The following is a 26,256-nucleotide window of genomic DNA, read 5'->3' as shown; positions in this document are numbered from 1 at the left end:
CACGGGCAATAATGGCCCTGCGCCACCCAATTCTTTTAACCTATGCCGTGCAACATGGTTAGAGCGGGCTGGTGGTAAAGTGGTATTACGCTCCCTTGGCATGGGAGAGGCCGCGGGTTCAATTCCCGCCCAGTCCATTCCGCGTTTTTGTGAACTCCTTTGCCAGAAAGATCCTTTCCCGATCACAGGGTATATTTCATACGATTTAAGGAAAAATCCCTGATCGGCGGGCGTCTCCGCAGATACTATAAATACTACCAAATCTCTCGTTATCTTTGAGATTATGCGCATCCGCGACCTGATCCTTCCCGAAGACCAGATCTTTTTTACCCTCTTTGGGGATATGGCAGCAAAGATCAAAGAGTCTGCCGAAACCCTCAACGAGATCACCCACGAGCTCCCCAACGGTACCGAGAAGTCGCATAAGGTGCGCCAGATTGAGCATCTCGGCGACGAGACCACCCGGCACATCTATGAGCGTCTTAACGAGTCTCTGATCACCCCGCTCGAACCGGACGAGATTGCCCGGCTTGCCCCTGCTCTTGACGATGTGCTGGATAAGATCGACTGGGTCACCCACCAGATCGCCACCTACGGCCTGACACAGTCGGACGATGTCCTCAAGGAATACTCGTACCTGATCCTGATGACTGCCCAGGAGATCTCCGATGCCATGGATGCCCTTGCTACCCTCCAGAAACCGGCCGATGTCAACAGCCATGTCCTTGAGATCAGCCGGCTCTATAACCTCTCCGGCGAACTCCTCTCCCGGGCGGTGCTCGACCTCTTTAAGACCCAGGATCTTTTGATGATAATCAAGCTCAAGGATATCTACGAGAGCATGGGAAAGGTGATGGAAAAATGCAACGATGTCGGGCATGCACTGGTTGATATCTCGATGAGCCACTCATGACCGGTTACGATCCTGTCATCCTGTTTGGCATCTTTGTGGCCCTGGTGCTGAACTTCTTTAACGGCCTTACCGATGCAGCCCAGGGTGTGGCAACAGTAGTGGCCACCCGTGCGCTCTCCCCGGGTAAAGCGGTCTTTCTGACCGGGGTCTGCAATATGTTTGGGCCGTTTGTGTTCACGACTGCTGTTGCTGCCACCATCGGGACTGCCATTGTCTCTTCCGGCGCTATGACCCCGGCAACCATCATCGTTGGGATGCTTGCCTCGATTGCGCTTGTCTTCTCTGCTACCCGGATCGGCATTCCGCTCTCCAGCAGCCATGCGCTGATCGGGGGACTTATCGGTGCAAGCATTGCCGGGTTTGGTTTTACTGCCGTCATCCTCCCTGCAGGAAGCATGGTCCTTGGAGCGCTTGGCTGGGGAGTGCTTGGCGCAGTTACCGGGGCCGTGGTCCTTGCTGCCATCACCGCTGCCCTGCACGGGGATTACCGGTTTGCCCTCCTTATCGGGGCGATATGCGGGGCGGGCCTCGCGATCCCGCTCGCCATTGTATTTGGCCTGCTCAAGCTCACCGGCCTCTTTGCAGTTGTGCTCTTCATTTTCATCTCCCCGGTCCTTGGGGCCACCATCGCGTTCCTGTTTGATCTGCTTGTCTCGCACCTCTTCCGGACCTCGCGCCAGAACCGGATGAAGCGGGTCTTTACCCCGCTCCAGATCCTTGCCTGCCTCTTCCAGGCAACCGGTCACGGGGCAAATGACGGGATGCACGCAGTGGGTGTGATCACCGCGCTCCTTGTCTCCGCCGGCATCCTTGCCACCTTTGCGGTGCCCACCTGGGTTGTCCTGCTTTCTGCCATTGCAATCGGCCTTGGCACCTGCTTTGGCGGATGGAAGGTGGTAGACAAAATGGCAAAGGGGATCACAAAGATCCGGCCCTACCAGGGTTTCTGCGCAGGGACCTCAGGGAGCACGACGCTTGCGTTTGTCACCATGCACGGTATCCCGGTCTCCTCAAACCATGTGATCAGCGGGGCAATTGTCGGGGTCGGGGTCACCCGGGGCAAGAACGCAGTCCACTGGAACGTAGTGCGCGAGATGATGACGGCATGGGTGATCACGATCCCGCTTGCCGCTGCCTGCGCATGGGCCGGCTACATGGCCCTGACCCTTGTTTTGCCCCTCCTCCCGTGAACACTATATTTCGCTATATTTTTTAGTTCGCCTGCGCCATTAGCAGTGGGTTTGTGTTATGGGTTTACGGGAACTGCTGATTCCGCAGGACAAGATCTTTTTTGAGATGTTTGAACGCCAGGCTGCAATCACACGGGAAGCAGCGTACCAGCTGGTGACCTTAAGCGAGGACTTCACCAACGTAAAGGAGAAGCGCCACGCGATCGAGCTCCTCGAACACCAGGGGGACCAGATCACCCACGGCATCTACGAGCAGCTCAACCGGACATTTATTACCCCGCTTGACCCGGAGGAGATCTCCCGGCTTGCCTCGGCTCTGGACGACGTGATGGACAACATCGACAGTTCTGCCGAGAAGATGTTCTACTACGGTATCGATGATACCGACATCCACATGGTAGAGCTCGCAAAGCTCATCCACCTCTCCGTGGTTGAGATCGAGGGTGCGGTCAAGGGAATCCGCTCGATTAAAGACCCGCGCTATATCGAGGAGCGCTGCATCGAGGTAAACCGGCTTGAGAACCTGGCAGACGATGTACTTGCCCAGGCGGTCACCGACCTCTTCAAGACAAATGACGCGATCGCGATCATCAAGCTCAAGGACATTTACGAGAACCTCGAAACGGCGACCGATTACTGCGAGGACGTGGCAAACGTACTCTCCGATATCGCCATCCGGCACTCGTGAGGCGAAGGCGTTGCATACTGTGCATAACGGAGGGAGGCTATGATCCCTGCCCCGCTCATCCTTATTGTTGCGATTATCATCATCGCACTCGTCTTTGATTTCACCAACGGGTTCCATGACTCGGCAAATTCAATATCAACGGTGGTCTCCACAAAAGTCCTCTCGCCCCGGAACGCCGTGATCTTTGCTGCTTTTTTCAACTTTCTTGCAGCATTCGGCTTTGGTGTGGCAGTGGCAGATACAATTGCAAACATCGTCCAGCTTAATGTGGTTGCGGCCGGAATTATCCCCTATATCGTCCTTGCTGCCCTAACCGGGGCGATCAGCTGGAACCTGATCACCTGGTTCTTTGGCCTGCCCACCTCCTCATCCCATGCGCTGATCGGCGGTCTTGCCGGCGCCGGTATCTCCGCGGCCGGGCTTGTAGCCATCAAGTGGGCAACGGTAGGCCAGGTGGCCCTTTTTATGGTCCTCTCCCCGCTGATCGGGCTTACCTGCGGCTTTTTGTTTATGGCCGCGATCCTCTGGATCACAAGGAAAGCAAGCAAACCGACAGCAGAAGGCCATTTCAAAAGACTCCAGCTCTGCTCTGCGGCAGCCTATAGTTTCAGCCACGGGACAAACGATGCCCAGAAGACAATGGGGATCATTGTCCCGCTCCTCTTTTCCCTGGGATATTATGGTGCAAATGCCAATTCCAGCCATCTGTCGGTGCCGTTCTGGGTGATTATTATCTGTTATACCACAATCGCTCTCGGGACCCTCGCCGGCGGATGGCGGATCGTGCGGACCATGGGATACAAGATCACCAAGCTCCGCCCGGTGCACGGTTTTGCGGCAGAGACCGCCGGGGCGGCAACCATCCTTGGCGCATCGGCAGCAGGCATCCCGGTGAGTACGACGCATGTTATCTGCTCGTCCATCATGGGGGTAGGTACGACCATGGGCGCAAGTACAGTAAAGTGGGGCGTTGCACGCAGCATAATGATAGCCTGGATCCTGACTATCCCCATAAGCGCACTGATCGGGTACGGCGCATTCCAGGCGATCCGGCTCGTGGTCGGGAGTTAATACTCTCTAGAATAGGAAGAGACAGACAAAAAATTCAGTCCTCTTTTTTTTTAAGAATTAGTCCTTTTTTTGGTCATCCGGTAAATCCCGGTAGTACCGGCAGTACTTCCGGATCACGCAGTCACCGCAGAGCGGTTTCCTGGCATCACAGGTTGCCCTCCCGTGGGCAATGAATACGTCGGTAAGGTCGCCCCAGTCCTTTTTCGGGTAGAGGGCCATGAGATCCTGCTCGATCACCTTCACGTCATCGGTGTCCGAGATCCCGATCCGCTGTGCCAGCCGGCGCACGTGGGTATCCACCGCAATCCCGTGGTTCTGGCCAAAACCATGGTACAGCACAATATTTGCGGTCTTCCGGCCCACCCCGGGGATGGAGAGCAGCTCGTCCATAGTCCGTGGCACCTCACCGCCGAACTCGTTTTCCACGGATGCGGCCGCCGCAACAATGTGCTTTGCCTTTGCGTGGTAATACCCGAGGCTGTGGATGATCGGCTCGACATCGGCGGGATTTGCCCGGGCAAGGGCATGGGGTGACGGGTACGCGGAAAAGAGCGGCTCTTTTACCTGGAGGACGGCTTTGTCTGTGGTCTGGGCGGAGAGGATGGTAAGGATGAGCACCTCAAAAGGCGTGCCACGGCAGATCGTGGTCGGCGACTCGCGGGCACGCGGATAACGCTTGAGAAGGGCAGAATAGATTTTTTTTGCGTCCTGTGCGTCCATGCATGGGGTAGGGCGGATTCGAACCGCCGTCAAAGCGTCCCAAACGCTCTAGGATGGACCAGGCTACCCTACTACCCCGCTTCCTGTACTATTTCCCATGATCGCTAAAAATACCTGCCATTAACCCGGTGAGAAATGATCAGAGTGGGAGAACCTTCTTTTTTGTGCTGCTGACAACTGAGTATTCGCCCTTTCCGCGGAGCAGGACGTCAGAGAGGTTCTTTGGCCGGGTTCCGTCGAGTACAACGAGCGGGATGCTGCTGCGCTCCACGATCCGTGCGGCGATGATATCGAGAACGTTATGGGAGCCGGCCCCAAGCCCGCCCTGGCTTACGATGGAAAGAAGCTGCTTCGGAGTGAGGGTCGCATGATGCTGTGCAGCGGGGTGGCTCTTTGGATCCTTATCGTAGATCCCATTTACCGAAGTCACGTTCACAAAGACATCAGCCTGCACGCGTTCAGCAAGAACTGCCGCAACGGCATCTGTGGTCTGGCCAGGGGTGATTCCGCCCATCACCACGATCTTTTTTGATTCGCCAAACTTCTTTGCCTCGGAGTGGCTCTCTGCCACCTTGGGATAGGCAGCATCCCCAAGGGCAGCGATGAGCAGCGTGGCATTGAGCCGGGTCACAAGGATCCCGATCTCGTCTGAGGTACCCTCATCGATGCCGAGCTTTCGCGCAACTGCGATATAGTCCCGTGCGCCTCCCCCGCCCCCGACGACCACGAAAACCCGGTGCTGTCCGGCAATCTCTTTTAGGACCGGAAGATAGGCCGAAATCCGGTTCTTTGCAAGTTCCGGTATCAGGATCGAACCGCCCAACGATAATACGACCGTCTTCATTGCACTAGTTTTTGTACCGGATACTCATATAGAATTGTTCGAAGGAGCACAGGAATGTTGTACTGTCCGGTCTGCAAAAGCCGTAATATCTTCCCGGTGGCCGGGGGATACATTGGCCAGGTGTACCTCTGCAAGGACTGCAAATACCGGGGATCGTTTGTCCTTGAGGTGGACGACGATGTGCCCGGGAATGAGACCCCGGACAAACCGGAACAATAACAGGGAATTGTGTATGCACGAGGCGCGCCAGTACACCAGAAAAGAGAAGAACGCGGTGCAGTGCTCGCTCTGCAGCCACCGCTGTACGATAGCTGACGGGAAGCACGGGATCTGCGGGGTGAGAGAGAACACTGGCGGGACCCTGTACGCAACCACCTATGGCCTGGTGAGCGCAGAAGCCGTTGACCCCATAGAAAAAAAACCGCTCTACCATTACCTGCCCGGTACCCTTTCCTATTCCCTTGGCAGCATCGGGTGCAATTTCCGGTGCGAGCACTGCCAGAACTGGCATATCTCGCAGGCGGATCGCGCGCATGCCCGGCTCTTTTCTCTCTCCCCGGAGGAGGGCGTATCCCGTGCCCTGGCGAGCGGATGCGCGAGTATCTCGTGGACCTACAACGAACCCACAATCTGGCACGAGTACACCCTTGATATGGGTACAATTGCACGGTCAAAGGGGCTTGGGACCTGCTATGTTACCAACGGGTACATCACGGAGGAAGCCCTCCGGGAGCTCTCTCCCATGCTTGCCGCATACCGGGTAGATCTCAAGGCTTTTTCCGATGATTTTTACCGCAAGGTCTGCGGGGCCCACCTCCAGCCGGTGCTGGAATCGGCCGTGGTGGCAAAGGGACTGGGGATGCACATCGAGACGGTGACGCTCGTCATCCCCGGGGTAAACGATCGCATAGAGGATCTGGAGGCGCTGATCCGCTGGGTGATCGAGAACCTGGGCCCGGGGACGCCCATGCACTTCTCTGCGTTCCACCCGGACTATAAGATGACGGACCGCGGTGCTACGCCGGCGGCCCTGATCGAGAAGATCTGTTCCCGGGCAATGGAACTGGGGCTCCGTTTCCCGTACGCAGGAAACGTGGCCCGCAGCCGGTTCGAAAATACTATCTGCCCTGCCTGCGGTGCACTTCTGATCGAGCGCCGGGGTTTTTCGAGCCGGATGGTGGATCTTGATGACCGGCAGTGCCGGAAGTGTGGCGAAAAGATCGAGATCGTGCGCCATGCCTGAACATACCGAAACCCGGTTTTTGGCCGATCGCATGCTCGGCACCCTCACCCGTTACCTCCGGTTCATGGGCTATGACACGGTCAGTGCAAACGGTTTTGCGGCCGGAAACCCCGACGAGGACACACGGCTCCTGGAACTGGCAGGAAACGATCACCGTATTCTCCTGACCCGGGACCACGAGCTGGCCCGACGGGGAGGTGACAGCGCCGTGCTCATCGTGGAGGGGGACGTGCTCGCACAGGTGCAGCAGCTCCTGGATCTCGGGCTTGTCGAGCCACGACTTCCCCTGAGCCGGTGTTCGCTGTGCAACTCAGTGCTCCGTGAGGCCACGGAATCCGAAATTGCCTCCGCACGGTATGCCCCGCATGCCCGTACGGGGTATTCCTTTTTCTGGTGCGACCGGTGCAGGAAACTGTACTGGAACGGTTCGCATGGAAGGCACATCAGGGAACGAATAGAATCCTGTATTTCATCCTGAACCGGCGGATTTCCTCATAGAGGAGAGGATTACTCCCGCTCCCTGCAGACCAGGTGTCTTATACATCCCCTTTTTTTCGGGCCGGTCCCGCCTCCCACGGATCGCGGCCGCTATTCTAAAGGAAAAAATCTGCATACAAGCGGGAAGCAGTGCTGCGATATTGTTAACCGGGCGGTTAAGAATATCCTGTTTTTGAGTTATAATTCGCCGCCGGGTATGCTGCCAATATATCCCTCCTGCCGGGGATGGAGAGGGAAAGAAAAAAATCCGTACAATAGGGATTTTCGCGAGGGGTAATCCCAAAAACCGGGAAAACTCCCTCGAATGCATATTACCGGAAAACGGATACGAAGGAAAAAACATGAAATGGAAACTAGGTATTTTGAGTTGCCTGCTGATACTTTTGATGGTATCAGCGGTATACGCGGATGACAGCTCATCCACAACATCGAGCACGTCAAGCAGCACTACCAGCAGTTCATCCACCTCAAGTTCGACTTCAACGGTCGACCAGGCAGCCCTGGTGTATGTCTCGAACATAAGTCTGGATACCAACGAGTACTTCCCCGATGACGAAGGTACGCTGAGCGTTACCCTCACCAACGGTGGAACATCGGCTATCGGGCTGGAAAACCCGACCCTGATAAGTCCCCATATCTCTACCGAGAACAATGACTGGGTGGGCATGAGTTTTGTTGGTGCAGGTTCCTCGCTCACGTACTCGATCCCCTTCACCGTAAAACCCCCGTGCGGCACCTATTTCGCGCTCTTTACTATCGGGACACAGAACGGCAACGCCATCCATTACCCGGTGAAGATTAAGATTAGTTCAAACACGCTCACGGGAGCAATCACCTCTCAACCCACTTCATATGCTCCAGAAGCCGAGCAGAACGTGACACTCACCCTCATGAACACCCGTAGTGGTGACATTAAAAATATCGTGATCACTCCGGTAGGGTCGGGTATCGACGCGGACCCGTCCGTGGAACTTATTCCCACCATCAGTGCCGGCAGTTCCTCTGCTGTGACCTTTGGCATAACCCCCCACCAGGCCTCTGATCTCACGTTCAATGTCAGTTACCAGGATGGGGACAACACCCATTACACCGATGTCGTACTGCCAATCACCCTGGGTCAGGACAAAACCGCTGCCGTGCCCATTGTCAACAATGTGGAACTCACGTCATCAGGATCGACCCAGGAAATCACCGGGGATGTCACCAATGCCGGGATCACGGACGCTTACGGAGTGACCGTCACGGTCGGGTCCCCGGCCATTGCAACCGGAACCTACCCCGTGTATGCGATCGGCAGCATTGCCTCCGACGATTCCGGGAGCTTCGATGTCACCTTTTCCGCAAATGATCTTTCGGCAGTCCCCCTGGTAGTCAGCTGGAAGGACTCGTCAGGGAATGATTACAACATCACAAAGACTCTCGATCTCAGCTCCGGCACCAGCAGCACCACAGGCAGCAGTACTTCAAAGACCTCCACCACCTCCAGCTCATCAGGTTCCATGTCGGGAGGCCCCGGCGGGATGAGCGGTGGCCCGGGCGGCGATATGGGAGGACCGGGTGGCAGCAGTTCGAGCAGTGTCACCTCACTCTTCTCGGGGAGCAAAGGCGGCGGGATCAGTTCGTTCTACCCGGTCATAGGAGCAGTGATCATACTCATTGCCGGCATTGTCCTGTGGAAAAAGCGGAAATGGATCCTTCTCAAACTGAACAAGAAGCAGTGAGGGATCGGACATGACCGATATCCCTGTAATCCAGCTTGCTGACGTGACAAAGACCTATCATCTGGAGAGCGGAGACTTTACCGCTCTCAATCATGTCTCCCTTGAGATCAAGGAGAACGACTTTGTCGCCATCATGGGGCCGTCAGGATCCGGCAAATCAACCATGATGAACCAGCTGGGGATCCTCGATGTCCCGAGCTCGGGAAAACTGTATATCTCGGGCAGGGATGTAGCTGAAATGTCGAACCTTGAGCGGACGCATATGCGCAGGGACACCATCGGGTATATCTTCCAGAAATTCTACCTGATCCCTCTCCTCTCGGCATACGAGAACGTGGAGTACCCGCTTATCCTGAAATACAAAAAAAGGGATACGACCGGCAAGGCCACCATCCTGCTCGAACAGGTGGGTATCAACAAGGATATGAGTGCACACCGGCCGACTCAGCTCTCAGGGGGTCAGCAGCAGCGGGTAGCCATTGCCCGGGCGCTCGTTAACGACCCGAAGATCCTTCTCTGCGATGAGCCGACCGGGAACCTGGACAGTAAGACCGGGTACCAGATCATGGACATCCTCTGCGGCCTGCACCGTGAGGGAAAGACCGTGATCATTGTGACCCATGACCCTAAGATCGCGGAATACGCACAGCGTACTATACGGTTGGTGGACGGGAGGATTGCAGAATCATGATAAAAGGGGATATCTTCTTTAACCTCGCTGTCCGGAGTGTGCGCCTGAACTTCCTGCGCTCGATGCTTGCCGCGATCGGCATCGTGATCGGTGTGGTTGCGATCTCATCGATGGGAATGCTTGGCACCAACATGCAGCTGGAAGTCAAAGAACAGCTTTCGGCAACCGCAAACACCATTGTCATATCCTCGGATACCGTCAGGATGGGGCCGCCGGGATTCACTCCTTCGTCGTCGTCATCTTCCGGCATAACCAAGACCGAGCTGACGAAGATCACTTCGGTCGTGGGATCGAACGGAACCGTGATCCCCATCTATTCCACAAGCGGTGAATTCACGATAAATTCCGTTGCCGGCAGGGGATCGATCTATGGTATCGATCCTGGGGATATAGGAAAGTTCCTTTCCATAAACCAGTCCTATGGCAACGGAACAACGGAGATTGGGACAGGAGAGGTTCTCGTCGGGTCAGAACTTGCAGAAGAGTTCAACCTCAAGGTGGGCACCCGGATCAGGATCGGATCGTTCTCGTCCTCATCCCGGCCGGAACTCCGCATAGCCGGAGTCCTCCAGCCCCGGGGAACCGTTGCTGACGGGGTCTCAACGGACAATGCGGTTGTGGTGAACAGCAACTGGTATACCAACCAGTACGGCGGGAAGAACGAGTGGACCCAGGTAAACGTGATTGTCAAGGATGTGGACAACATCAGTGACATTGAAAGTGCCATAGATGACAAGGTCAACACCAATGCAAAGTCCCCCTCGGTGAGGATCACGGATGCGTCATCGCAGCTTGCAACCGAGACATCCACCTTAAGTACGGTGACCACGTTTATCATGGCCATCGGGGGGATATCACTCCTCGTTGCGGCCGTAAGTATCTTCAACGTGATGATGATGTCAGTCTCCGAACGGATCCAGGAAATTGGTATCCTGCTCTCCATAGGTACGGAAAAAGGCGAGGTGCGCCGGATGTTCATGTATGAGTCCTTCATCCTGGGGCTTCTCGGTGCCGGGATCGGGGGTGCAAGCAGCCTGATCATCGGGTACTCCGTGGTGGACGCGATGATAGGTACTACGGCGTACTTCTTCCAGCCGGCAAGTATCCTGTATGTCCCGGCAGCCATGCTCATCGGTGTGGTGGTCTGTGTGATCTCCGGTGTGTACCCGGCCTGGATGGCCTCGAACATGGACCCGATCGATGCCCTCAGGAGCGAGTGAGGGGGAAAGCAGCGTATGTCCGTACTGATGAATTATTACCTCAAACGGGTGCTCGCAAAAATTGTTGTGCCAAAACCCGTGCGGCCTGCACGGGTACAGGCACGAAAAGCGCACCGGTCCCGGTAGGAGAGACCGGATCCTTTTTTTCTTCCCGATGCGGATACCTGATACCCGGCAGTTGAATCAATCACAGAGCCGGGTACATATTTTCACCCACGCCATGCAGGGATTATATGACTGACCGGCACCCTCCCGATATCATGTGAGTGCCAAAAAAGAGACACTCACGATCTAAAGGAGGTGAAGGCGGGAGATCCAACAGACGGCAGGCAGAACACCCCGGCATAGTAATCCCCGGCGCGGGGACCCTCGTCACAAAAAATCACATGGAAAGGACCGGACCAGAAATGTCTTTCCGCGCCCGGCACTGCAGCAGCACCAGGGATGACAAGGGAGATTACCCTCTCGAAAACAAAGCAGAGCACGAGCATGCAATCAGGAAAAAGCAGGAAAAACCCGGGCACCTGTGGGGTGCCAGACAGCACAATGGTAATATCATCCGCTGCCCGGAAACGGTTTTACCCGATGACCGTCCGGCAGATGGGGCAGATACCATAACCGGATCCGGACCCGGCGGGGGAAACTTCTGGCAGTGCCCACGGGGTACCGGATCATACCGGAGACCGGCTGGCATCCGGTCTCCCCTCTTTTTCAGGGACAGGACAGGTCAGATCCATTTCGCTTCTGAATCCGGGTGTGACAAGTTTCCGGGATATCCATAACCGCGTGGTATGATACTTCACCATCCCGGGGAATATTTCACCGTTCTCATGTTCTTAAAATAAATACCTCCAACGGGGACTGGACATACCGTAAAAGGTGTAACCCATGCAAACCCCGTTCATTCATGCATACAACCGTCTGCACTTCCCGGGGGAGATCCCATGAAATCGTCTTCCCTTGCAGCGGGTCTTTTCATCCTCCTGGCCGCCATGGCGTTTGTCCTGCCGGCATCAGCGGCATCCACGCCGGTAGCCGCCTTTGTATCGAATGCAACCTCCGGGACTGCCCCGTTTGGAGTCCTTTTTATCGATGAATCCACCAATACGCCGACATCATGGCTGTGGTCGTTTGGCGACGGGAGTACCTCGGTTGTCCAGACCCCCACACATACGTATACGAGTGCAGGCACCTATACCGTGACCCTCACTGCAACCAATGCAGCGGGTAGCAACACCGTTACAAAAAGCGATTATATCACGGTCAGCAAAACGGGGTCTGCCCCCGGTGCAGCATTTGTTGCAAATGTCACAAGCGGGACTGTGCCGCTCTCGGTCCAGTTCGTGGACTCTTCCTCAAACTCCCCGACTTCCTGGGCCTGGTCCTTTGGTGACGGTGGCACCTCGGCGGCACAGAACCCGTCACATACCTATACGAGTGTAGGTACCTACACCGTAACCCTTACCGCAACCAATGCCGCAGGCAGCAACACCCTCTCAGAATCCGGCGAGATCACGGTGACAAAGGTGGCCTCGGTGCCCTCTGCCTCGTTTACCGCTGTGGAGACGTCGGGAACCGTGCCATTTTCCGTCCAGTTCGTGGACACGTCATCCAATTCCCCGACTTCCTGGGCCTGGTCCTTTGGCGACGGGAGTTCATCCGCCGAAGAGAGTCCCACCCATACCTATACGAGTATCGGCACGTACACGGTGACACTCACCGCAACCAATACTGCCGGCAGCAACACGGTCACCGAGACTGATTATATTACCGTGACTGCCGCGGTTCCTGTCGCTTCATTCTCAGCAAATGTCACAAGCGGGGCAAATCCCCTGACCGTTAATTTCACCGATACCTCGTCTGATTCCCCCACTTCCTGGTACTGGACGTTTGGGGACGGGTACACGTCGTCTTCCCAGAATGCAACCCACACGTACACCAGTATCGGGAGTTATACGGTAACGCTGACCGCCTCAAACTCTGAGGGAAGTAATGAGACAAGCGAATCTGATTATATCACCGTGACCTCATCAGTGATCTCACCTGACGTCTCATTTACCGCAGATGTCAGCGAGGGTAGCTCTCCCCTGACCGTCCAGTTCACCGATACCTCGTCTGATTCCCCCTCTTCCTGGCTCTGGTCCTTTGGCGACGGGAGCTCATCGACTCTCGAAAACCCGTCCCATACCTATGCGGAGGAAGGAAGTTATACGGTCAGACTCACGGCAGCTAACAGTGCGGGCAGCAACACGGTCACAAAAAGCGGGTATATTACCGTGACAGGAGCAGAGGTCACGACACCCCCGGTGTCCGCTCAGGCTGCTACCCCGGCACCGGTGGCCACGGTCCAGACTGCACGGGCCGCGGTCACCCCCGCAGCTGAAGCGACCAGCACACCATCCTCCTCCGGGTCCTCCGGCATTCTTCCCGTTGCCGGGGTCCTGCTCCTTATCGCAATCGGTGTGGCTGCATGGTTCTTCCTGAAAAGGCCCCCGCGCGGCCCCCATCACCACAGCGGACGGCAGCTCTGATGCAGGGGGTATCCCTGCCTTTTTTAAAAGGAGCGATCAAAAACGGTCCCCGCATCCGGGAGCGATTCCGCTTTATCCTGCAAATCAGGCAATCATCTTTTACCCTCGTATCAGAGTTCCCGGGTATCTCGTGGGTTCCCCTTACCCGACGGGGCAGAACCCGTACTCACCGGGATGATCTGTGGAGATTGTATGAACTTACGAGTTGAATTAATCGCTTTCCTGTGCAGGATATCACAAACGCCATACGGCACATATAAAAAGGTCCGGACGTAAAAGTGGTTGACCTTCCCCACAACGGAAAGGATCACCAGTGAAAATAAATCGTGATCCTGTAGATGAAGGTGCACACGGTCCCATGAGGGAATCTCCCGGAATATCGGGATTGCACCGAAAATACAGGATTTCCCGGCCTTTCCGGATGTCCCGGAGGCAGGGGCACTAAACGGAACACCTCACGAGCGAGGGAGTTCCCTGTAGTTCCAGGTGGTAAAATCCATGAAGAAAAGCACTATACTTATGCTGATCGGATCAGCACTCCTCATCGCGGGGATCCTGATTGCAGGTTGTACACAGAGTTCGACAACCACATCGTCATCCTCAAGCACCCCGTCCTCATCGGTGACGGGAAATGATCAGGCGGCAGCCGGAACACCCTCCGGTACACCCATGGCAGCAATGAACAGCACTGCAATGGCCGGGGCAAACGGTACTGCACCCTCCGGGACTCCGCCGGCAGGAATGAACAGTACGGCCCCTTCAGGCGGCTCAGGGCCGGGCGGAATGGGAGGCATGGGAAACGGTACTGCACCCTCAGGTAATCCGCCCTCGGGGGGATCAGCTCCCTCCGGGACCCCACCGGCAACGCAGTGAGACAAACGGATCCGGGCCGGATAATGCCCGTGATCCTTCTCTTTTTATTTCCTTACCCGGAACTGCCAAGAGTACGGAGATCGGTTATGAGATCCGCTACCGAGGCATACCGGTCCTCCGGACGCTTGCGGAGACACCGGGCAATAATGGTGTTAATGATCTCCTCATTTTTATCCCCGGTCACAACCGGTGCCGGTGCATCATGCAGGATCGCGTGCGTGATCTCGCCCACACCGGCGCCGGAGAAGGGCACATGTCCCGCAAGCATCTCGTAGAAGAGGACGCCCAGCTGGTAGATGTCGGTCCAGGGGCCCGGCTCCCCGAACAGGTTGGGGGCCAGTTGTTCCGGTGCCGCATATTCCAGGGAAAATCCAATGATACCTGACTGTTTTGTCCCCTGGGCCTTGGAAAGACCCCAGTCGGTAATCTTCGGGATGCCGTCAGGGGTCAGGAGGATATTTCCCGGCTTGATGTCCCGGTGGACGATACCCTGCCCATGGGCGTACCGGAGACCTTCGGCAACTCCCATAAGGATTCCCACTGCCCGGGTCTCATCGATAGGGAATGGTACCTCCGCAAGCGACCGGTGGACGTATTCCATCTCGATAAACGGCAGGGGGAAGATATTTGCCGCGTAGAGCTCGACGATATTTTCGTGGTGGAGCCCCTCCCAGATGGAGAGTTCCTTAGTAAACTGGGTCCCGGTTACCTCATCGAACCGGATCGGGACCTTGACTGCAATATCCCTCCCGTTCTTCTCGTCGCGGGCCTTGAAAACCCGGGAAACCCCACCCTCGGCAAGGTACTCCGCACCGGGATACTTCCTCTCGAGAGCCGCAGGCAGGCGGATCGCGTACTCGTGCCCGGGCTGCGCCGGGGAGGCATATCCCTCATTTTTCTGCACAACGGTCGCATTCCGGGTGTCCCGGGCCGGTTCCGGGTGATCCGGCTTTTTCCTGCGGGAACGCTCAAACCAGATGCCGGCAGCAACAGAGATGACCAGGGCCACCGGGATCAGGTACCAGAAGTTAATGAGAAAGCCCACCACGGGGTTGGGAGGCTGGATCTGTTGGTTAAGATCTGATGGCAGGCTGCCGGAGGGGAGACCTCCTGAAAGTGACTGCCCTGCTCCGCCTGATGTGGGTACAGGCTGGATAGCCCCACCGGATGTGGTTCCGGGCTGGATACCTCCCGACTGCTGGGATGCAGGGAATCCTGACTGCTGCCTGAGGCCGGCACCCGAAATATCGACAAACGGCACCGCTTTTGTGATCGTGTAGGCCGAAAGGGATGCCACAAGAGGTGCTGAATCGGTGATCGTCACCGCACCGGGATATGCCTGACCCCCCGGCACAAGGGAGAACGAAGAGTCTCCTACGCCGTCACCGTTGTTGTCAGCGGAACCGGCTCCCGGCCAGTGGTTCCCAAGGGGACCGGTCAGATTCTTTCCCTGGTACTGGTACTCCTGGCCTGCCGAGAACCAGATATTGTCCATGGACTGGCTGACGGCATCGAGCGTGTTGTTAAAGTCGTTAAAATAGACAAGGTTGGAATCCGAACTGCGGTCAAGACTGATGCCTACACCGTTCCCGACAATGGTGTTCCCGGAAAGGACATTATGGGAGCCCGAGGTAAATGCGATCCCGGTGGAGTGCCCCGAGATCGTGCTCCCGGTAATCCGGTTGTCGTTGGACGCCACGAGAATTCCCGTGGATGCGTTCCCCAGCACAGAGATGCCGTTGATCGTGATATCATCGGCAGAGAGCGTGAGGCCGGCGCCGGCACCGCTCGTGACAATACGCGGCGGGTCTGCCGAATCAATCGCACCAAAGACAATAGAGCGATCGATGACAAGGTTGCCTGCGTACGTGCCCCCGTAAAGAAAGATGCTGTCCCCGTTGCTGGCATTCTCGATTATTCCCTGGATCTCACCAGGGGCACCGGTCCCGTTATAGGTGACAACCTTTGCCGCTACCGGCCAGGAAACAAGGAGGGCAAAAAGGAGCAGTACAAAAAGTACCCGGTAAAAAAAGGTGGTCATTTGTGCCCCCGGGGCTGAGATTCTCATCAATGCTCCTCTTTCCTGTACGGGAAGGCCTTGTGATGAACGTATGGGTTATTTCTCTGCGATAAACAGGAACCGGGCTGCGCTCTCCCCGAGTGCACAGTCAATGACATCCCCGTCACGGAGCAGGGTCCGGTGCTGGGGGGAGGAGACCTCCGAATTCACATAGGTCCCTCCTGAACTCCCGCGATCCTCGATCTGCCAGCCGTCCGCCGACCGGGAGAGGATCGCGTGCGGTTTTGTTATGCGTGTGACCATTCCATACTCATCGGGAAGGACAATATCCGTTTCGCCAGCCCTGCCGGGGTTATCGGGATCGGCCCGGCCCACAGCCACATGGTCTTTTTTTAAGAGAAACGTCTGGCCTGCCTTACTCCCGCTCATGAGGTGGAGGGCCGGGCCGGTGGTACCGGACTCCTCGAGAACTGCGGCCCGCACCGCTTCCATTTTCTTCTGGATCTCGCCATACCCCATAGGGATATTTACCCGGGAAAAAACCCCGAGGTTTTTGATGAGCATCTCAAGGCTGCCCTTTGCAAGCGAGAACTTCCAGACCGGGTGGATCCCTTTTACCGTCTCACGCCCAAAGCCGGCCTCTTTCTGGACAAGGCCGATATGGACCAGCTGGTCGATATGCTTTTTCGTGTTGGCGTAGCTGGTGTTGATCTTTGAGGCTATCTCGGTGATCTCCTTTGGCTCCCGTTCTATCACCTTGAGTATCTTGAGCCGTACGGGATTGGAGAGGACTTCGAGGTACTCGGACAACTCCTCCAGGAATTCCGGATCCGACGAGATGCTGACCGTTTTTTTGTCTGCTGCCATAAAGACCTCTTTTAGTCCGGATACACCGGGGATCTGCCGGTATCCTTTACCATAGTATCAGTGCAGGCAATAAAATAGATTGGCATTTTTCCGGGGGCAATATATTACCCGGCAGAGTTGAATATATCCCGCCCGGGGATCAGGCTTGACCAGTACCATGACACCAATATATCTGTCCCAGTGACGGGAATCTCCCGGAAAGAGGGTACCGCTATGGATATGGAACCGGAGATCAGGCTGCGGCATGCGTGGCATATCATCACCTCTGATGAGGTTGCATCAATCCAAAAGCTGCTTGCGGAAATCGAACAGGATGCAGCAGGATACGGCAAGGTAAATGCTCAGGAGATCTCCCGCATGATCACCATGATCGAACGGCGGCGGGTATGAATTTTCCGGAATTTTTCTACCGGTACCGGGCTGAGTGCCTGCTCTCTGGGATCCTCATTCTTGCGGCGTTCTTAAATCTCTGGAACATCTGGAACCAGGGGATCTCGAATACCTACTACGCGGCAGCCGTAAAGACCATGCTCGTGAACCCGGCGGCGGGTTTCTTCAACTCCTTTGACCCGGCCGGGTTCATTACCGTAGACAAGCCCCCGGTCGGGCTCTGGGTCCAGGCGGCCTTTGCTGTGGTGCTCGGGTTCTCCGGCTGGGTTTTGGTCCTCCCCCAGGCGCTTGCCGGGATCGGGTCGGTGGCACTTCTCTATATCATCGTCTCCCGCCCGTTTGGGAAACCGGCAGGGCTCGTTGCAGCCTTTGCCCTTGCGCTCACCCCGATCTTTGTGGCGATCGCCCGGAACGGGACCATGGATACCCAGCTGATCTTTGTTCTCCTCCTTGCCGTCTGGGCCGTGCTTAAGGCAACAAGGGAGCGGTCCCCGGTCTGGCTCCTTATCTCGGTTATCCTTGTCGGGATTGGCTTTAACATCAAGATGATCCAGGCATTCATCGTGGTCCCGGCCATTCTTGCGGTTTATTTCCTTGGTACCACCGATTTTTCCTGGAAAAAACGATTCCTCCACGTGGGGCTTGCGGTTATCGTCCTTCTTACCGTCTCCCTTTCCTGGGCCGTCGCCGTTGACTCGGTTCCGGCAAGCGAACGCCCGTACATCGGCGGGAGCGGGGACAACACCGTCCTTGGCCTGATCGTCGATTATAACGGCCTCCACCGCCTCGGGATCGATGATACCAGCGGGGGCCCGGGGGGATCTGCAAACGGTCAGGCAGGATCCGGGCCGGGAAGCGGCGTAATGCCCGGTACAGGTGCAAGCGGATCCTCGTTTGCAGGACCGGGCGGCAACGAAGATTTGTCCGGCACGCCGCCGGGCAGCCTGTCAGATAGTCAGGGCGAAGGCCCCGGCGGGATGACACCACCCGGCTTGGGATCAGGGCAGGGATATTCCGGTTCGCAGCAGCAGGGAGCATCCGGGATTTCCGGCGGAGTCCCGGACAGTATGGGCGGTGGCGGCGGGATGAACAGCGGAGGGACCCCGAGTATCTTCAGGGTCTTCCGCGAGGGCCTTGCCGGGGATATCTCCTGGCTGCTACTCTTCGCTCTGATGGGGGTGTTCGCCTGGGTCCGCAGGCCTGCGACCCTCACCCTTCAGGGACTACAGGATGCAGGGTCCACCGGAGAGAAAGGTCTTACCCTCATTGCGATGCTGCTCTGGCTGATCCCCGGCCTGCTGTACTTCAGTTTCACCAGCGGGTTCTGGCACGATTATTACATAGCCACCCTGGCCCCGCCGATTGCAGGACTGGTGGGGATCGGGGCGATCGGGCTGTACCAGAAATACGTGAGCGGTGGCCTTGCCGGCTGGCTCCTTCCTGGTGCAGTGCTCATCACCGGCCTTGTCCAGGTCCTGTTCCTTACCTATAACGCGGACTTTGCCGGGCCACTCATCCCGATCATCCTTGTAGGAACACTCGCGGGAGCCGGGCTGCTTGCATGGCTGCAGCTCAAAAAGACGGACGGATTGGTACGCCACAGGATGCATATCGTCGCAATCGCGCTCGGCATCCTCTTTATCGCTCCGCTGGTCTGGTCCTGCACGCCGATTATGACCGGGAACGGTGGCACTATCCCGACCGCAGGCCCGCAGGGTTCCGGTGGCGGCATGGGGGCCGTGGGTAGCGGGATCACCGGCGGCATGCCCGGTGGATCCGCACTCACAGGAGCGGAGGAGGCCCGGGCAGCGGGCATGGACAGTGCACGCGGCTTTGCGCGCAACCAGACCAGTGACAGCAATGGCATAACTGGCGGGCCGCAGGGTATACAGGGCGTTCAGGGAGGTTCACAGGGTATGGGACCGGGCATGGATGGGGCGGATACCGGGACAAGCAAACTCGCGGAATTCCTGATCTCCCATTCCACAAACGAAACCTGGATCCTCGCGGTACCAAGCGCACAGGACGGGGCAAACCTGATTATTACAACGGGTAAGCCGGTCATGTGCCTGGGCGGATTTACCGGGAGCGACCAGACACTTTCCATCACCACCCTCCAGGAGTACATCCACGAGGATAAGGTCCGGTACTTTGAGACCGGTGGCATGGGCGGGGGACAGGGAGGCAGCGGGAACAGCGAGATCTTCTCCTGGGTAAGCGCCCACTGCACGGCAGTCCCCGCATCGGAATGGGGAGGATCGACGGCTGGCGCGGCAAACCAGACCGGCACAAATGCCGGAAACGCGGAAGCAGGGTCCGGCACCCTCTACGACTGCCTCGGGGCTGCCTGAGTAGTAACCCATGACACACGGAACAGGAGCGGGATGCAGGACTATGGCGCTTGAGGCCCGGGGACAGACCCATTCACGGATCATCCCCTTTTTCCTTGTCGGGGCACTTTCGTCCCTTGTGGATATCGGGCTGATGTATACCTGCACTACGTTTTTTGAGGTCTGGTACCTGTATGCGGCTGCATTCTCGTACTGCTGCGGGATCGTGGTCAATTACCTGGCAAACAAGTACCTCACCTTCCATGACACGAGCACGAAGACCGCCGTGCAGTTTGCCACCTTTACCGCGGTCTCGATCTCCTGCCTGATAGTCAACCTCGGGATCGTGTGGCTTGGGGTCACGTTCTTTGCCCTCACCCCGCTTCTGGCAAAGATCATCGCCACCTGCCTTGCGTTCCTGTGGAGCTACCACGGGCAGAGCAGGTTCACATTCCGGAACGCTGCCTGACGGGGCTGTGCCTATCGGTCATCGTGATGACAAGAGATCTCAAAAACGGGAAAAAAGGAATTAATTCTTTCTTGCGAGGAAAATGGCAACGCAGATCCCGATGGCTCCAAGGGAGAGCGCCGCGGGAAGACCGGCTTTTGTGGTCTGCGGAGCGGCATTTGCCGGGGTAGCGGCAGGTACCGGTGTTCCTGCACTGGGAGCTGAAGCGGCTGTGATCTGCGCGACAGGTGAGGCTGCGGCGGACTGCGGAACGAGTGTGACCGACTCACCGTTAACCATACCCGCATTTACATAGATGGAGTCGGTGTATGGCTGGTATCCGCTCTGGGTGATCGTGAGCGTGTGGTAACTGTTGCCGGCAAGCGAGTAAAATTCGAATATGCCGTCTGCACTGAGATCGAGCGGGAGATTCTGGCACTGGGTCCCGTCGATACATGCGGTCCCTCCCTTCGGGGATACCGTTATTTCAAGGTTGCCGGTGGGGACCGGGGTCGGCGTCGGAACGGGCTGGAGGGTGACATCGATGACCTGGGTAGTATCCGAAGAAAGGTAGAACGTCTGGGAATAATCCTGGTAGCCGGCAGCTTTTACCGTCACGGTGTGCCAGGTGTTGCTGTCAAGCCCGTTAAACGTGGCGGCTCCTCCATCAGAAGATGAGGTAGTAACCTGGCAATGCTGGTCAACACAGGTAGTGGCAGTAACCGTCGAAGGTAGTACATAAAACTGAACACCACCGTCAGCCGCAGCTGCTACCGGAGGTATCCCGATAATGAGAATACACAAGAGCAGGGCCGCGATGAAAACAGATCGAACTGATTCGGAAAGGCTTGGCATAGGTAACAATGCACGAAACAATATATATTGCTGGCGATATGCGGCCCTGTCCAATCTTCAGGAGAGAGAATATCCGGCGAACCCCTGTCAACGACCGTGAGATACCAGCACAGATGAGATAAAAAGAGGGGTTCATATGTGTTGTCTTAACATATTCACACGTATGAAGTGTGTAGTTCTCCTGATTCTCCTTGTTGCATTTGCTGCCGCAGTCATCGGCTGTATACAGCCTGCATCTTCCGGCGCTGCTACTGCCCCGGTGCAGACCACGGCAGAAACCCCGGCTCTGACACCCGCACCTGACACATCCCTTGGGACTCCAACGCCGTCACCGACCGAGGAAATCACTACAGCTCCTACACTGACATCGGAAATCCCGGCGAGCGCCGGTCTGACTACAATCCAGACAATTACCGGAACCGGCGATGAAACGGTAACAAACGTTTCTGTTCCGTCAAGTTACTGGGAACTCTGGTATACTGCAGATCCCCTGACCATGGGAGGGCAGGATGCCCAGTCAGTGGCCTCTGCTTCTGCGGTTTTCCCCAGCCTTACTATTACGATCGTGGATCATGATACCGGAAAGGTCTTTGATACGGTACAACCTCCGGGCGGCCTGGACTCCGCCCTGTGGCAGAGAACCGGCGACCCCCGGCCCTGGTCACAGAAATACTATTCCGGGAATTCGGTGTACGACTTTGAGATCAGCGGGAAGAATCTCCGGTCGTATACCATTGACATTCGTGTCCGGTCGTAGCTGAACTGCGGGTGGATCCTGATACCACGCGATGTCCTGATACTGCACCACTATCGCCACATCCAAAAAGTGTCGCAATGCAAACCCTAAATCAAAAACCTTAAAAATGGCAAAATTTCACTTTTCGCGTATGAGATGCGAAGCGATTACGCGGAAACATGTTTTCATCGTCATCTGTGCAGCGCTGCTGGTGGCGGCCATGGTGCTGGTTGCGGCTTACCAGTCGGCCGCATCACAGGCCGACTATACCAGGGGCTACGAGATTGGGCTTGAAGCCTACACCTACGGCCTGCCGCTCATTGCGACCAACACGACGTTTGAAACCATGACCAGCATCAATGTCTCGAACGGTCCGTATGGCCCGGTCAACCAGTTCAACAACGTACGTTCCCTGAATAACGCCGGGAGCACGGCGGTTGTGGCGCCGGGCTCGACCGGGCTCTCGTCCATCGCGTGGCTCGACCTGAGTAAAGAGCCGGAGGTCCTTCATGTGCCGGACGTACAGGGCCACTTCTTCGTTCTTGCCTTTATCGATCCCTACACCACCAACATCCAGAACTTCGGCAGCGTTGCCAATACCCCGCCGGGAGATTACGTAATTGCCGGCCCCGGCCAGTATAACCTGTCTATCCCGGCGGGGACACACCGCGTCGATGTGGACTACAACCGCATCTGGATTATCGGGTCAACCCAGCTGGACGGGAGTTACGATATCGCAAACGTTACCCGCATCCAGGATGGCTATACCCTGACGCCGCTGAGCCTGTACGGGACAAACTTCCGGCAATCGAACCTGACCGATCCCAATGCAACCCCCATCATTTACCAGGCGCCCGGAGGGCTTGCTTTCTATGATATGCTCGGGCAGCAGATGGCGCTCTTTCCCCCGCCGGCTGCCGACCAGCCCGAGCTTGCCCGGTTCGCCGGGGTCGGGATCGGGCCCGGGATGGAACCTTCGCACAATACGAGCCTGAGCAGGGATACCCTCAGGGGGCTAAATGATGCAGTGGCTGCCGGTCCCGCACAGATCAAAAACGATACCATGGCCCTGTATCTCCAAAGTTTCGATCAGCACAACGGCTATCTCCTGGGAGGCTTCGGACAGTACGGGACAGATTACCCGCTGCGTGCGGTCATAAGCCAGATTGGCCTTGGGGCATTTACTCCCGATCAGGCGATCTATGCCATAAGCTGGGCAGATCACAACAAAAATCCGCTCAACGGATCGAACAACTACACCCTGCACCTCGCGTCTGCTCCCCCGGCAGACGAGGGCTGGGCGCTGACCGTTTACGACCTCAAAGGGATGATGATCCCCAATGCCCTCAACCGGTCTGCGCTTGGCAGCACATCGCAGCTCACGCAGAACACTGACGGCTCGGTGGATTTCTACCTGCAGCCTTCGCCGCCTTCAGACCCGGCCCTGGCAGGCAACTGGCTGCCGACCGCGGACGGGCAGGGATTCGAGGTGATGTGGCGGCTCATCGGTCCCGAACAGGCCGACATCCCGGGCATGCTCAATGGCACGGGCTGGCAGCCGCCGGAAATCATCCCGGCGTCGTGATCCGTGAGGGGCAGGCAGGGCAAAAGAGTTCCCCCTTATCCGGGAACTTTTGCTCATGGCCTGCTTTTTTTTCATCTTCGATCAGCCGATCCGGTCATTTTTCGGGAAAACAGGGGGATCTCTGCGTCCGGATACCTCTCCCCACCACACCAAAGGCCACCATCGGCAGATCCGGATATTTTTCCAAAGAAAAAACCGATCCCGGAGACCCCCAAAAAGAGACCCGTTATTTTCATGCGGTAAACCCAAAATTACGGCCGAAAATCCCCAGGAAGACCAATTCATCCTCCCCATTTCGGGCCTTGAAAAAAAGGCCGCTAATTTGCACGGTCATTTTTCGATTTAAACACCCCGTTTGACAAAATATCGATTTAAACACAAAATCCAGAATTGGGTTGGCACCTCTTCCACGGGAACGACCCGAACCCGGATCCTGCCCGGAAACCCTCCGTCGGAGAACGGATCCATGAAAAGCCTAAGTCTGCCACCCGGGTCCCCTTTATAAAGGGGGGGGGGTGTACCGGAACCGGGCGGGTTGCAAGAGGGAGGAAGAGGTGTGGTGTGGAGAGGGAGTCCCCTCCTCTTTTGCTGATCTGGGACCCCCCCTTCATTTTTTCCGGATCCCAAAATGAGCCGGAGAGGGGTACGTTCGATCCACGAATTTCGCAAGGGACTCCCTCTTATGATCATAGTAAGGGAGGCCCCTTTGATTTTGTACGATAATCTGGAATTTTCCGGAGTAGTCAGACGAAGGGGTGTGGATTTTTTTGAGGAAATTTTGGAAAGGGGGAGAACTTTTCAAGAATAAGTATCTGCCGGGGAGTTCTTTTTCCGGAATTGCCGGCCCGCGACCCGCACTTTTCCAAAAAAGAACGGGTCCCGAGCTGAGGATTCCGGAAAAAGAGCGGCTCAGCAGCTGAAGATTCTCAAAAAAGATCGATGCGGTTCCGCAGCAAAATTTGCCAAACCACGAATAATCCTCAAAATCTCCGTCGGAGCCTGTGCGAACCCTGCGCTTGTGCAGGAAAAAGATCGCATCAGCAGCTGAGGATTTCAAAAAAAGAGCGTGCCGCAAGCTGACGATTCCGGAAAATGTGTCGCTCAGCAGCTGAAGATTGTAAAAAAAGAGTGGATCCCGAGCTGAAGATTCCAGAAAATGTGTCACTCAGCAGCTGAAGATTTTTGGAAATCTTTGGCAAGGGCCTGAATGGATCATCCGGATTTTGGAATCGGGATGATGATTATGGGGGCTGATGCCCCCATACCCCCACGAACGAGGAATGCCGCCGCCCCCGACGGGGCGCCCCCGCGGCGGGCAAGGGGGAGAACTCCCACATAGGATCCAACTATCTGAAAGATTAGTGGCTGATGAATCAACCCATATAACCGTTCTCTTTAATAATAAAACAAATAATATCCCTCTGATCAAGGATTATGCGATGCCCTAATTGTAATACAGAGATTGCTGATCACCTACAAGTTGCTGGGTATGCAATTCAAGTTTAGTCACTCTTGAAAATTTCCTGAACAAAAAGAATAAGATTCTCGTTATAATCGGTGTTTTTGGAGCTTTATCATTATACCTCCTGCAAACCGCAAATAGTAATGGCTCAAATTTTTTCCTTCAACTGGGAAGCGGAATAAGTCTGCTCGTTGTGGTTGTGCTAACCTCAATTATAATTTCAGATTGTTATGCTTACATTAAGAAATATCCAAATGATCAAGAAGATATAAAAGAGGCAAATTACGCTAGATGGACGAGAAATACAATAGAATTATTATATCTTTGGGCATTTCTGACCGGATTATGTATCATCGTTTTTTCAATTTTGTTTTTCATGCTGTTTTTTTCTCAAATCAATGAAATTGTAATGAGTATTACATTCGGGTTCATTTTCATTTTCATTTTTGTACCTTTTATTCTCCTTCCCTCTAATGAAATTATGAGAAAGAAGTTATTTCCAAGTCAAATGATTGTAATTTTCTTTTTTTCATTTCTTGGGGTTTTGTGGGGATTATATGTAATAAGGGATGTAATGCCATTCAAACAGTTTTCATTTACATTAGATTTGGTTGTTTTTTCTCTAACATGTATCGGATGGATCAATTCCATTCACATTGTCATAAAACGATCAGATGAAAATTGGAAATATTTCACTTGTAAATTCACATCTTGCCCCGCCGTGCCCCATAAGGGGTCCTGAGGCGGGGAGGATTCATATTAGTGCCCACTGCCACAAAACCACGCTCCAACTCATAGCTTATGAAGAAATTTATAGAGTCGACAAAAATTTATTAAATAAGAGGTTATCTTAACAAAATTGAGGAAAATCCGTGAAATTTTGGAAGTATGAAGTAAATCAAAGGGATGTTATCTTTTGGGCAATATTCATTTTTGCAGGGATCACAGCTTTAATTCTAATTATAGAACTTGCCAATCATTTGAGTGTCGAGGTGGTGAATACTTTACCTCAAGATTTTTTCTCTAATGTCGCGAACGCATGTATTAACACGTCTTCGTTTTTCCTTGCAACAATTTTTGCAGTATATGCTATCCTTGTTACTCTTGATAAAACAGTTCCAAACAAACTTCTATATGTTGCGATATTTCCAATATTGGCAATTATTTTAGGCATATTTGCATTGATAGGTTCATATTTTGCAGCAACACTACCAATTGCAATATGTTTTCTCGGGATATCTTTGATGTTTACGATCGGAACGTTAGCTTGGATATACCTTTTAATCGATTTTCCTGTTCGACAAAAAGTACCATAATCAAACGATATTGACTGGAAGGATTGACTCATTACTCAACATAA

23 protein-coding genes and 2 tRNA genes are annotated in these 26,256 nt (G+C 55.3%); 18 read left to right on the top strand and 7 right to left on the bottom strand.

Annotated features, from left to right (window positions below):
* Positions 1–65 precede the first annotated feature (65 nt).
* The 5 genes from MBOO_RS03990 (at position 66) to MBOO_RS03970 (ending at position 3,862) form a co-directional block, all read left to right on the top strand.
* Positions 66–137: transfer RNA gene (locus MBOO_RS03990), tRNA-Ala, on the top strand.
* Between the two features lie 146 nt (positions 138–283).
* Entirely contained in the window at positions 284–913 is a 630-nt protein-coding gene (locus tag MBOO_RS03985; RefSeq protein ID WP_012106306.1) for a DUF47 domain-containing protein, read from the top strand.
* Positions 910–2,103: an inorganic phosphate transporter gene (locus MBOO_RS03980; RefSeq protein WP_012106305.1), complete on the top strand. Its 1,194-nt coding sequence runs from the start codon at positions 910–912 to the stop codon at positions 2,101–2,103. The genes MBOO_RS03985 and MBOO_RS03980 overlap by 4 nt, the downstream gene beginning before the upstream one ends.
* A gap of 58 nt (positions 2,104–2,161) precedes the next feature.
* Positions 2,162–2,791 carry a DUF47 domain-containing protein gene (locus tag MBOO_RS03975; RefSeq protein WP_012106304.1) on the top strand — a complete coding sequence of 210 codons (630 nt, stop codon included), beginning with the start codon at positions 2,162–2,164 and terminating at the stop codon, positions 2,789–2,791.
* Positions 2,792–2,830: 39 nt separating this feature from the next.
* Positions 2,831–3,862 (top strand): inorganic phosphate transporter, encoded by a 1,032-nt coding sequence (locus tag MBOO_RS03970; RefSeq protein WP_012106303.1) that lies wholly within the window; start codon positions 2,831–2,833, stop codon positions 3,860–3,862.
* 57 nt (positions 3,863–3,919) lie between these two features.
* On the opposite strand, the gene MBOO_RS03965 is transcribed toward MBOO_RS03970, so the two are convergent.
* The 3 genes from MBOO_RS03965 to pyrH all read right to left on the bottom strand — a co-directional run bounded on the left by MBOO_RS03965 (position 3,920) and on the right by pyrH (position 5,426).
* Entirely contained in the window at positions 3,920–4,582 is a 663-nt protein-coding gene (locus MBOO_RS03965) for an endonuclease III domain-containing protein (protein ID WP_012106302.1), read from the bottom strand.
* Between the two features lie 3 nt (positions 4,583–4,585).
* A tRNA-Pro gene (locus MBOO_RS03960) sits at positions 4,586–4,660 on the bottom strand.
* A gap of 61 nt (positions 4,661–4,721) precedes the next feature.
* Complete coding sequence (pyrH, locus tag MBOO_RS03955; protein WP_012106301.1) at positions 4,722–5,426, bottom strand: UMP kinase; 705 nt, start codon at positions 5,424–5,426, stop codon at positions 4,722–4,724.
* A gap of 54 nt (positions 5,427–5,480) precedes the next feature.
* Between pyrH and MBOO_RS14050 the strand changes: the two genes are divergently transcribed.
* From MBOO_RS14050 to MBOO_RS12985, 8 genes are all read left to right on the top strand, one after another.
* The gene (locus MBOO_RS14050) at positions 5,481–5,645 is read left to right on the top strand and encodes an IS1 family transposase (protein ID WP_198324447.1); all 165 of its coding nucleotides are present in this window, start codon (positions 5,481–5,483) and stop codon (positions 5,643–5,645) included.
* 13 nt (positions 5,646–5,658) lie between these two features.
* The gene (gene amrS, locus MBOO_RS03950) at positions 5,659–6,669 is read left to right on the top strand and encodes an AmmeMemoRadiSam system radical SAM enzyme (protein WP_012106300.1); all 1,011 of its coding nucleotides are present in this window, start codon (positions 5,659–5,661) and stop codon (positions 6,667–6,669) included.
* Positions 6,662–7,147, top strand: coding sequence for a Mut7-C RNAse domain-containing protein (locus MBOO_RS03945; protein WP_012106299.1), 486 nt, complete (start codon positions 6,662–6,664; stop codon positions 7,145–7,147). Before amrS ends, MBOO_RS03945 begins: the two co-directional genes overlap by 8 nt.
* A 406-nt stretch (positions 7,148–7,553) precedes the next feature.
* Positions 7,554–8,888 carry a COG1361 family protein gene (locus tag MBOO_RS03935; RefSeq protein ID WP_232385625.1) on the top strand — a complete coding sequence of 445 codons (1,335 nt, stop codon included), beginning with the start codon at positions 7,554–7,556 and terminating at the stop codon, positions 8,886–8,888.
* 10 nt (positions 8,889–8,898) lie between these two features.
* The gene (locus tag MBOO_RS03930) at positions 8,899–9,579 is read left to right on the top strand and encodes an ABC transporter ATP-binding protein (protein ID WP_012106297.1); all 681 of its coding nucleotides are present in this window, start codon (positions 8,899–8,901) and stop codon (positions 9,577–9,579) included.
* The gene (locus tag MBOO_RS03925) at positions 9,576–10,799 is read left to right on the top strand and encodes an ABC transporter permease (protein WP_012106296.1); all 1,224 of its coding nucleotides are present in this window, start codon (positions 9,576–9,578) and stop codon (positions 10,797–10,799) included. The genes MBOO_RS03930 and MBOO_RS03925 overlap by 4 nt, the downstream gene beginning before the upstream one ends.
* Positions 10,800–11,743: 944 nt before the next feature.
* The gene (locus MBOO_RS03915) at positions 11,744–13,330 is read left to right on the top strand and encodes a PKD domain-containing protein (protein WP_012106294.1); all 1,587 of its coding nucleotides are present in this window, start codon (positions 11,744–11,746) and stop codon (positions 13,328–13,330) included.
* Between the two features lie 498 nt (positions 13,331–13,828).
* Positions 13,829–14,203 carry a hypothetical protein gene (locus MBOO_RS12985; protein WP_052291890.1) on the top strand — a complete coding sequence of 125 codons (375 nt, stop codon included), beginning with the start codon at positions 13,829–13,831 and terminating at the stop codon, positions 14,201–14,203.
* A 52-nt stretch (positions 14,204–14,255) separates the two neighbouring features.
* On the opposite strand, the gene MBOO_RS12980 is transcribed toward MBOO_RS12985, so the two are convergent.
* Together MBOO_RS12980 and MBOO_RS03900 are read right to left on the bottom strand one after the other, a co-directional pair.
* The gene (locus MBOO_RS12980) at positions 14,256–16,244 is read right to left on the bottom strand and encodes a protein kinase domain-containing protein (protein WP_052291889.1); all 1,989 of its coding nucleotides are present in this window, start codon (positions 16,242–16,244) and stop codon (positions 14,256–14,258) included.
* A 75-nt stretch (positions 16,245–16,319) separates the two neighbouring features.
* Positions 16,320–17,090, bottom strand: a complete 771-nt coding sequence (locus tag MBOO_RS03900) for an FHA domain-containing protein (protein ID WP_012106290.1) — start codon at positions 17,088–17,090, stop codon at positions 16,320–16,322.
* Positions 17,091–17,303: 213 nt separating this feature from the next.
* Between MBOO_RS03900 and MBOO_RS13790 the strand changes: the two genes are divergently transcribed.
* Genes MBOO_RS13790 through MBOO_RS03885 form a run of 3 tightly spaced genes read left to right on the top strand, consistent with a single transcriptional unit; the run spans position 17,304 to position 20,279 of the window.
* Positions 17,304–17,480 carry a hypothetical protein gene (locus tag MBOO_RS13790; RefSeq protein ID WP_157677588.1) on the top strand — a complete coding sequence of 59 codons (177 nt, stop codon included), beginning with the start codon at positions 17,304–17,306 and terminating at the stop codon, positions 17,478–17,480.
* Entirely contained in the window at positions 17,477–19,831 is a 2,355-nt protein-coding gene (locus tag MBOO_RS03890; protein ID WP_012106289.1) for an ArnT family glycosyltransferase, read from the top strand. Before MBOO_RS13790 ends, MBOO_RS03890 begins: the two co-directional genes overlap by 4 nt.
* A gap of 10 nt (positions 19,832–19,841) precedes the next feature.
* Positions 19,842–20,279 carry a GtrA family protein gene (locus MBOO_RS03885; protein WP_157677587.1) on the top strand — a complete coding sequence of 146 codons (438 nt, stop codon included), beginning with the start codon at positions 19,842–19,844 and terminating at the stop codon, positions 20,277–20,279.
* 60 nt (positions 20,280–20,339) lie between these two features.
* Here MBOO_RS03885 and MBOO_RS03880 read toward each other — a convergent pair whose 3' ends face one another.
* Complete coding sequence (locus MBOO_RS03880; RefSeq protein ID WP_012106287.1) at positions 20,340–21,113, bottom strand: PEGA domain-containing protein; 774 nt, start codon at positions 21,111–21,113, stop codon at positions 20,340–20,342.
* 163 nt (positions 21,114–21,276) lie between these two features.
* On the opposite strand from MBOO_RS03880, the gene MBOO_RS03875 reads away from it, so the two are divergent.
* Positions 21,277–21,870, top strand: coding sequence for a hypothetical protein (locus MBOO_RS03875; RefSeq protein ID WP_048068265.1), 594 nt, complete (start codon positions 21,277–21,279; stop codon positions 21,868–21,870).
* Between the two features lie 130 nt (positions 21,871–22,000).
* Entirely contained in the window at positions 22,001–23,434 is a 1,434-nt protein-coding gene (locus tag MBOO_RS03870) for a DUF1254 domain-containing protein (protein ID WP_198324446.1), read from the top strand.
* A 2,471-nt stretch (positions 23,435–25,905) separates the two neighbouring features.
* Here MBOO_RS03870 and MBOO_RS13785 read toward each other — a convergent pair.
* Positions 25,906–26,244 (bottom strand): hypothetical protein, encoded by a 339-nt coding sequence (locus MBOO_RS13785; protein ID WP_157677586.1) that lies wholly within the window; start codon positions 26,242–26,244, stop codon positions 25,906–25,908.
* Between the last annotated feature and the right edge of the window lie 12 nt (positions 26,245–26,256).

Origin of the sequence: Methanoregula boonei 6A8 (genome assembly GCF_000017625.1) — an archaeon.
Classification (GTDB): Archaea; Halobacteriota; Methanomicrobia; order Methanomicrobiales; family Methanospirillaceae; genus Methanoregula; species Methanoregula boonei.
This window is presented reverse-complemented; position numbering and strand designations above follow the sequence as displayed.

Excerpts from the sequence above, each read along its gene's own strand:
- MBOO_RS03925 (WP_012106296.1), top strand. The coding sequence starts at position 9,576 with ATGATAAAAGGGGATATCTTCTTTAACCTCGCTGTCCGGAGTGTGCGC.
- MBOO_RS13785 (WP_157677586.1), bottom strand. The coding sequence starts at position 26,244 with ATGAGTCAATCCTTCCAGTCAATATCGTTTGATTATGGTACTTTTTGT.
- MBOO_RS03915 (WP_012106294.1), top strand. The coding sequence starts at position 11,744 with ATGAAATCGTCTTCCCTTGCAGCGGGTCTTTTCATCCTCCTGGCCGCC.
- MBOO_RS03900 (WP_012106290.1), bottom strand. The coding sequence starts at position 17,090 with ATGGCAGCAGACAAAAAAACGGTCAGCATCTCGTCGGATCCGGAATTC.
- MBOO_RS12985 (WP_052291890.1), top strand. The coding sequence starts at position 13,829 with ATGAAGAAAAGCACTATACTTATGCTGATCGGATCAGCACTCCTCATC.
- MBOO_RS03890 (WP_012106289.1), top strand. The coding sequence starts at position 17,477 with ATGAATTTTCCGGAATTTTTCTACCGGTACCGGGCTGAGTGCCTGCTC.
- MBOO_RS03945 (WP_012106299.1), top strand. The coding sequence starts at position 6,662 with ATGCCTGAACATACCGAAACCCGGTTTTTGGCCGATCGCATGCTCGGC.
- MBOO_RS03970 (WP_012106303.1), top strand. The coding sequence starts at position 2,831 with ATGATCCCTGCCCCGCTCATCCTTATTGTTGCGATTATCATCATCGCA.
- amrS (WP_012106300.1), top strand. The coding sequence starts at position 5,659 with ATGCACGAGGCGCGCCAGTACACCAGAAAAGAGAAGAACGCGGTGCAG.
- MBOO_RS03985 (WP_012106306.1), top strand. The coding sequence starts at position 284 with ATGCGCATCCGCGACCTGATCCTTCCCGAAGACCAGATCTTTTTTACC.
- MBOO_RS12980 (WP_052291889.1), bottom strand. The coding sequence starts at position 16,244 with ATGACCACCTTTTTTTACCGGGTACTTTTTGTACTGCTCCTTTTTGCC.
- MBOO_RS03930 (WP_012106297.1), top strand. The coding sequence starts at position 8,899 with ATGACCGATATCCCTGTAATCCAGCTTGCTGACGTGACAAAGACCTAT.
- MBOO_RS03965 (WP_012106302.1), bottom strand. The coding sequence starts at position 4,582 with ATGGACGCACAGGACGCAAAAAAAATCTATTCTGCCCTTCTCAAGCGT.
- MBOO_RS03870 (WP_198324446.1), top strand. The coding sequence starts at position 22,001 with ATGAGATGCGAAGCGATTACGCGGAAACATGTTTTCATCGTCATCTGT.
- MBOO_RS03880 (WP_012106287.1), bottom strand. The coding sequence starts at position 21,113 with ATGCCAAGCCTTTCCGAATCAGTTCGATCTGTTTTCATCGCGGCCCTG.
- MBOO_RS03885 (WP_157677587.1), top strand. The coding sequence starts at position 19,842 with ATGACACACGGAACAGGAGCGGGATGCAGGACTATGGCGCTTGAGGCC.
- pyrH (WP_012106301.1), bottom strand. The coding sequence starts at position 5,426 with ATGAAGACGGTCGTATTATCGTTGGGCGGTTCGATCCTGATACCGGAA.
- MBOO_RS03935 (WP_232385625.1), top strand. The coding sequence starts at position 7,554 with ATGGTATCAGCGGTATACGCGGATGACAGCTCATCCACAACATCGAGC.
- MBOO_RS03980 (WP_012106305.1), top strand. The coding sequence starts at position 910 with ATGACCGGTTACGATCCTGTCATCCTGTTTGGCATCTTTGTGGCCCTG.
- MBOO_RS03975 (WP_012106304.1), top strand. The coding sequence starts at position 2,162 with ATGGGTTTACGGGAACTGCTGATTCCGCAGGACAAGATCTTTTTTGAG.
- MBOO_RS14050 (WP_198324447.1), top strand. The coding sequence starts at position 5,481 with ATGTTGTACTGTCCGGTCTGCAAAAGCCGTAATATCTTCCCGGTGGCC.
- MBOO_RS13790 (WP_157677588.1), top strand. The coding sequence starts at position 17,304 with ATGGATATGGAACCGGAGATCAGGCTGCGGCATGCGTGGCATATCATC.
- MBOO_RS03875 (WP_048068265.1), top strand. The coding sequence starts at position 21,277 with ATGAAGTGTGTAGTTCTCCTGATTCTCCTTGTTGCATTTGCTGCCGCA.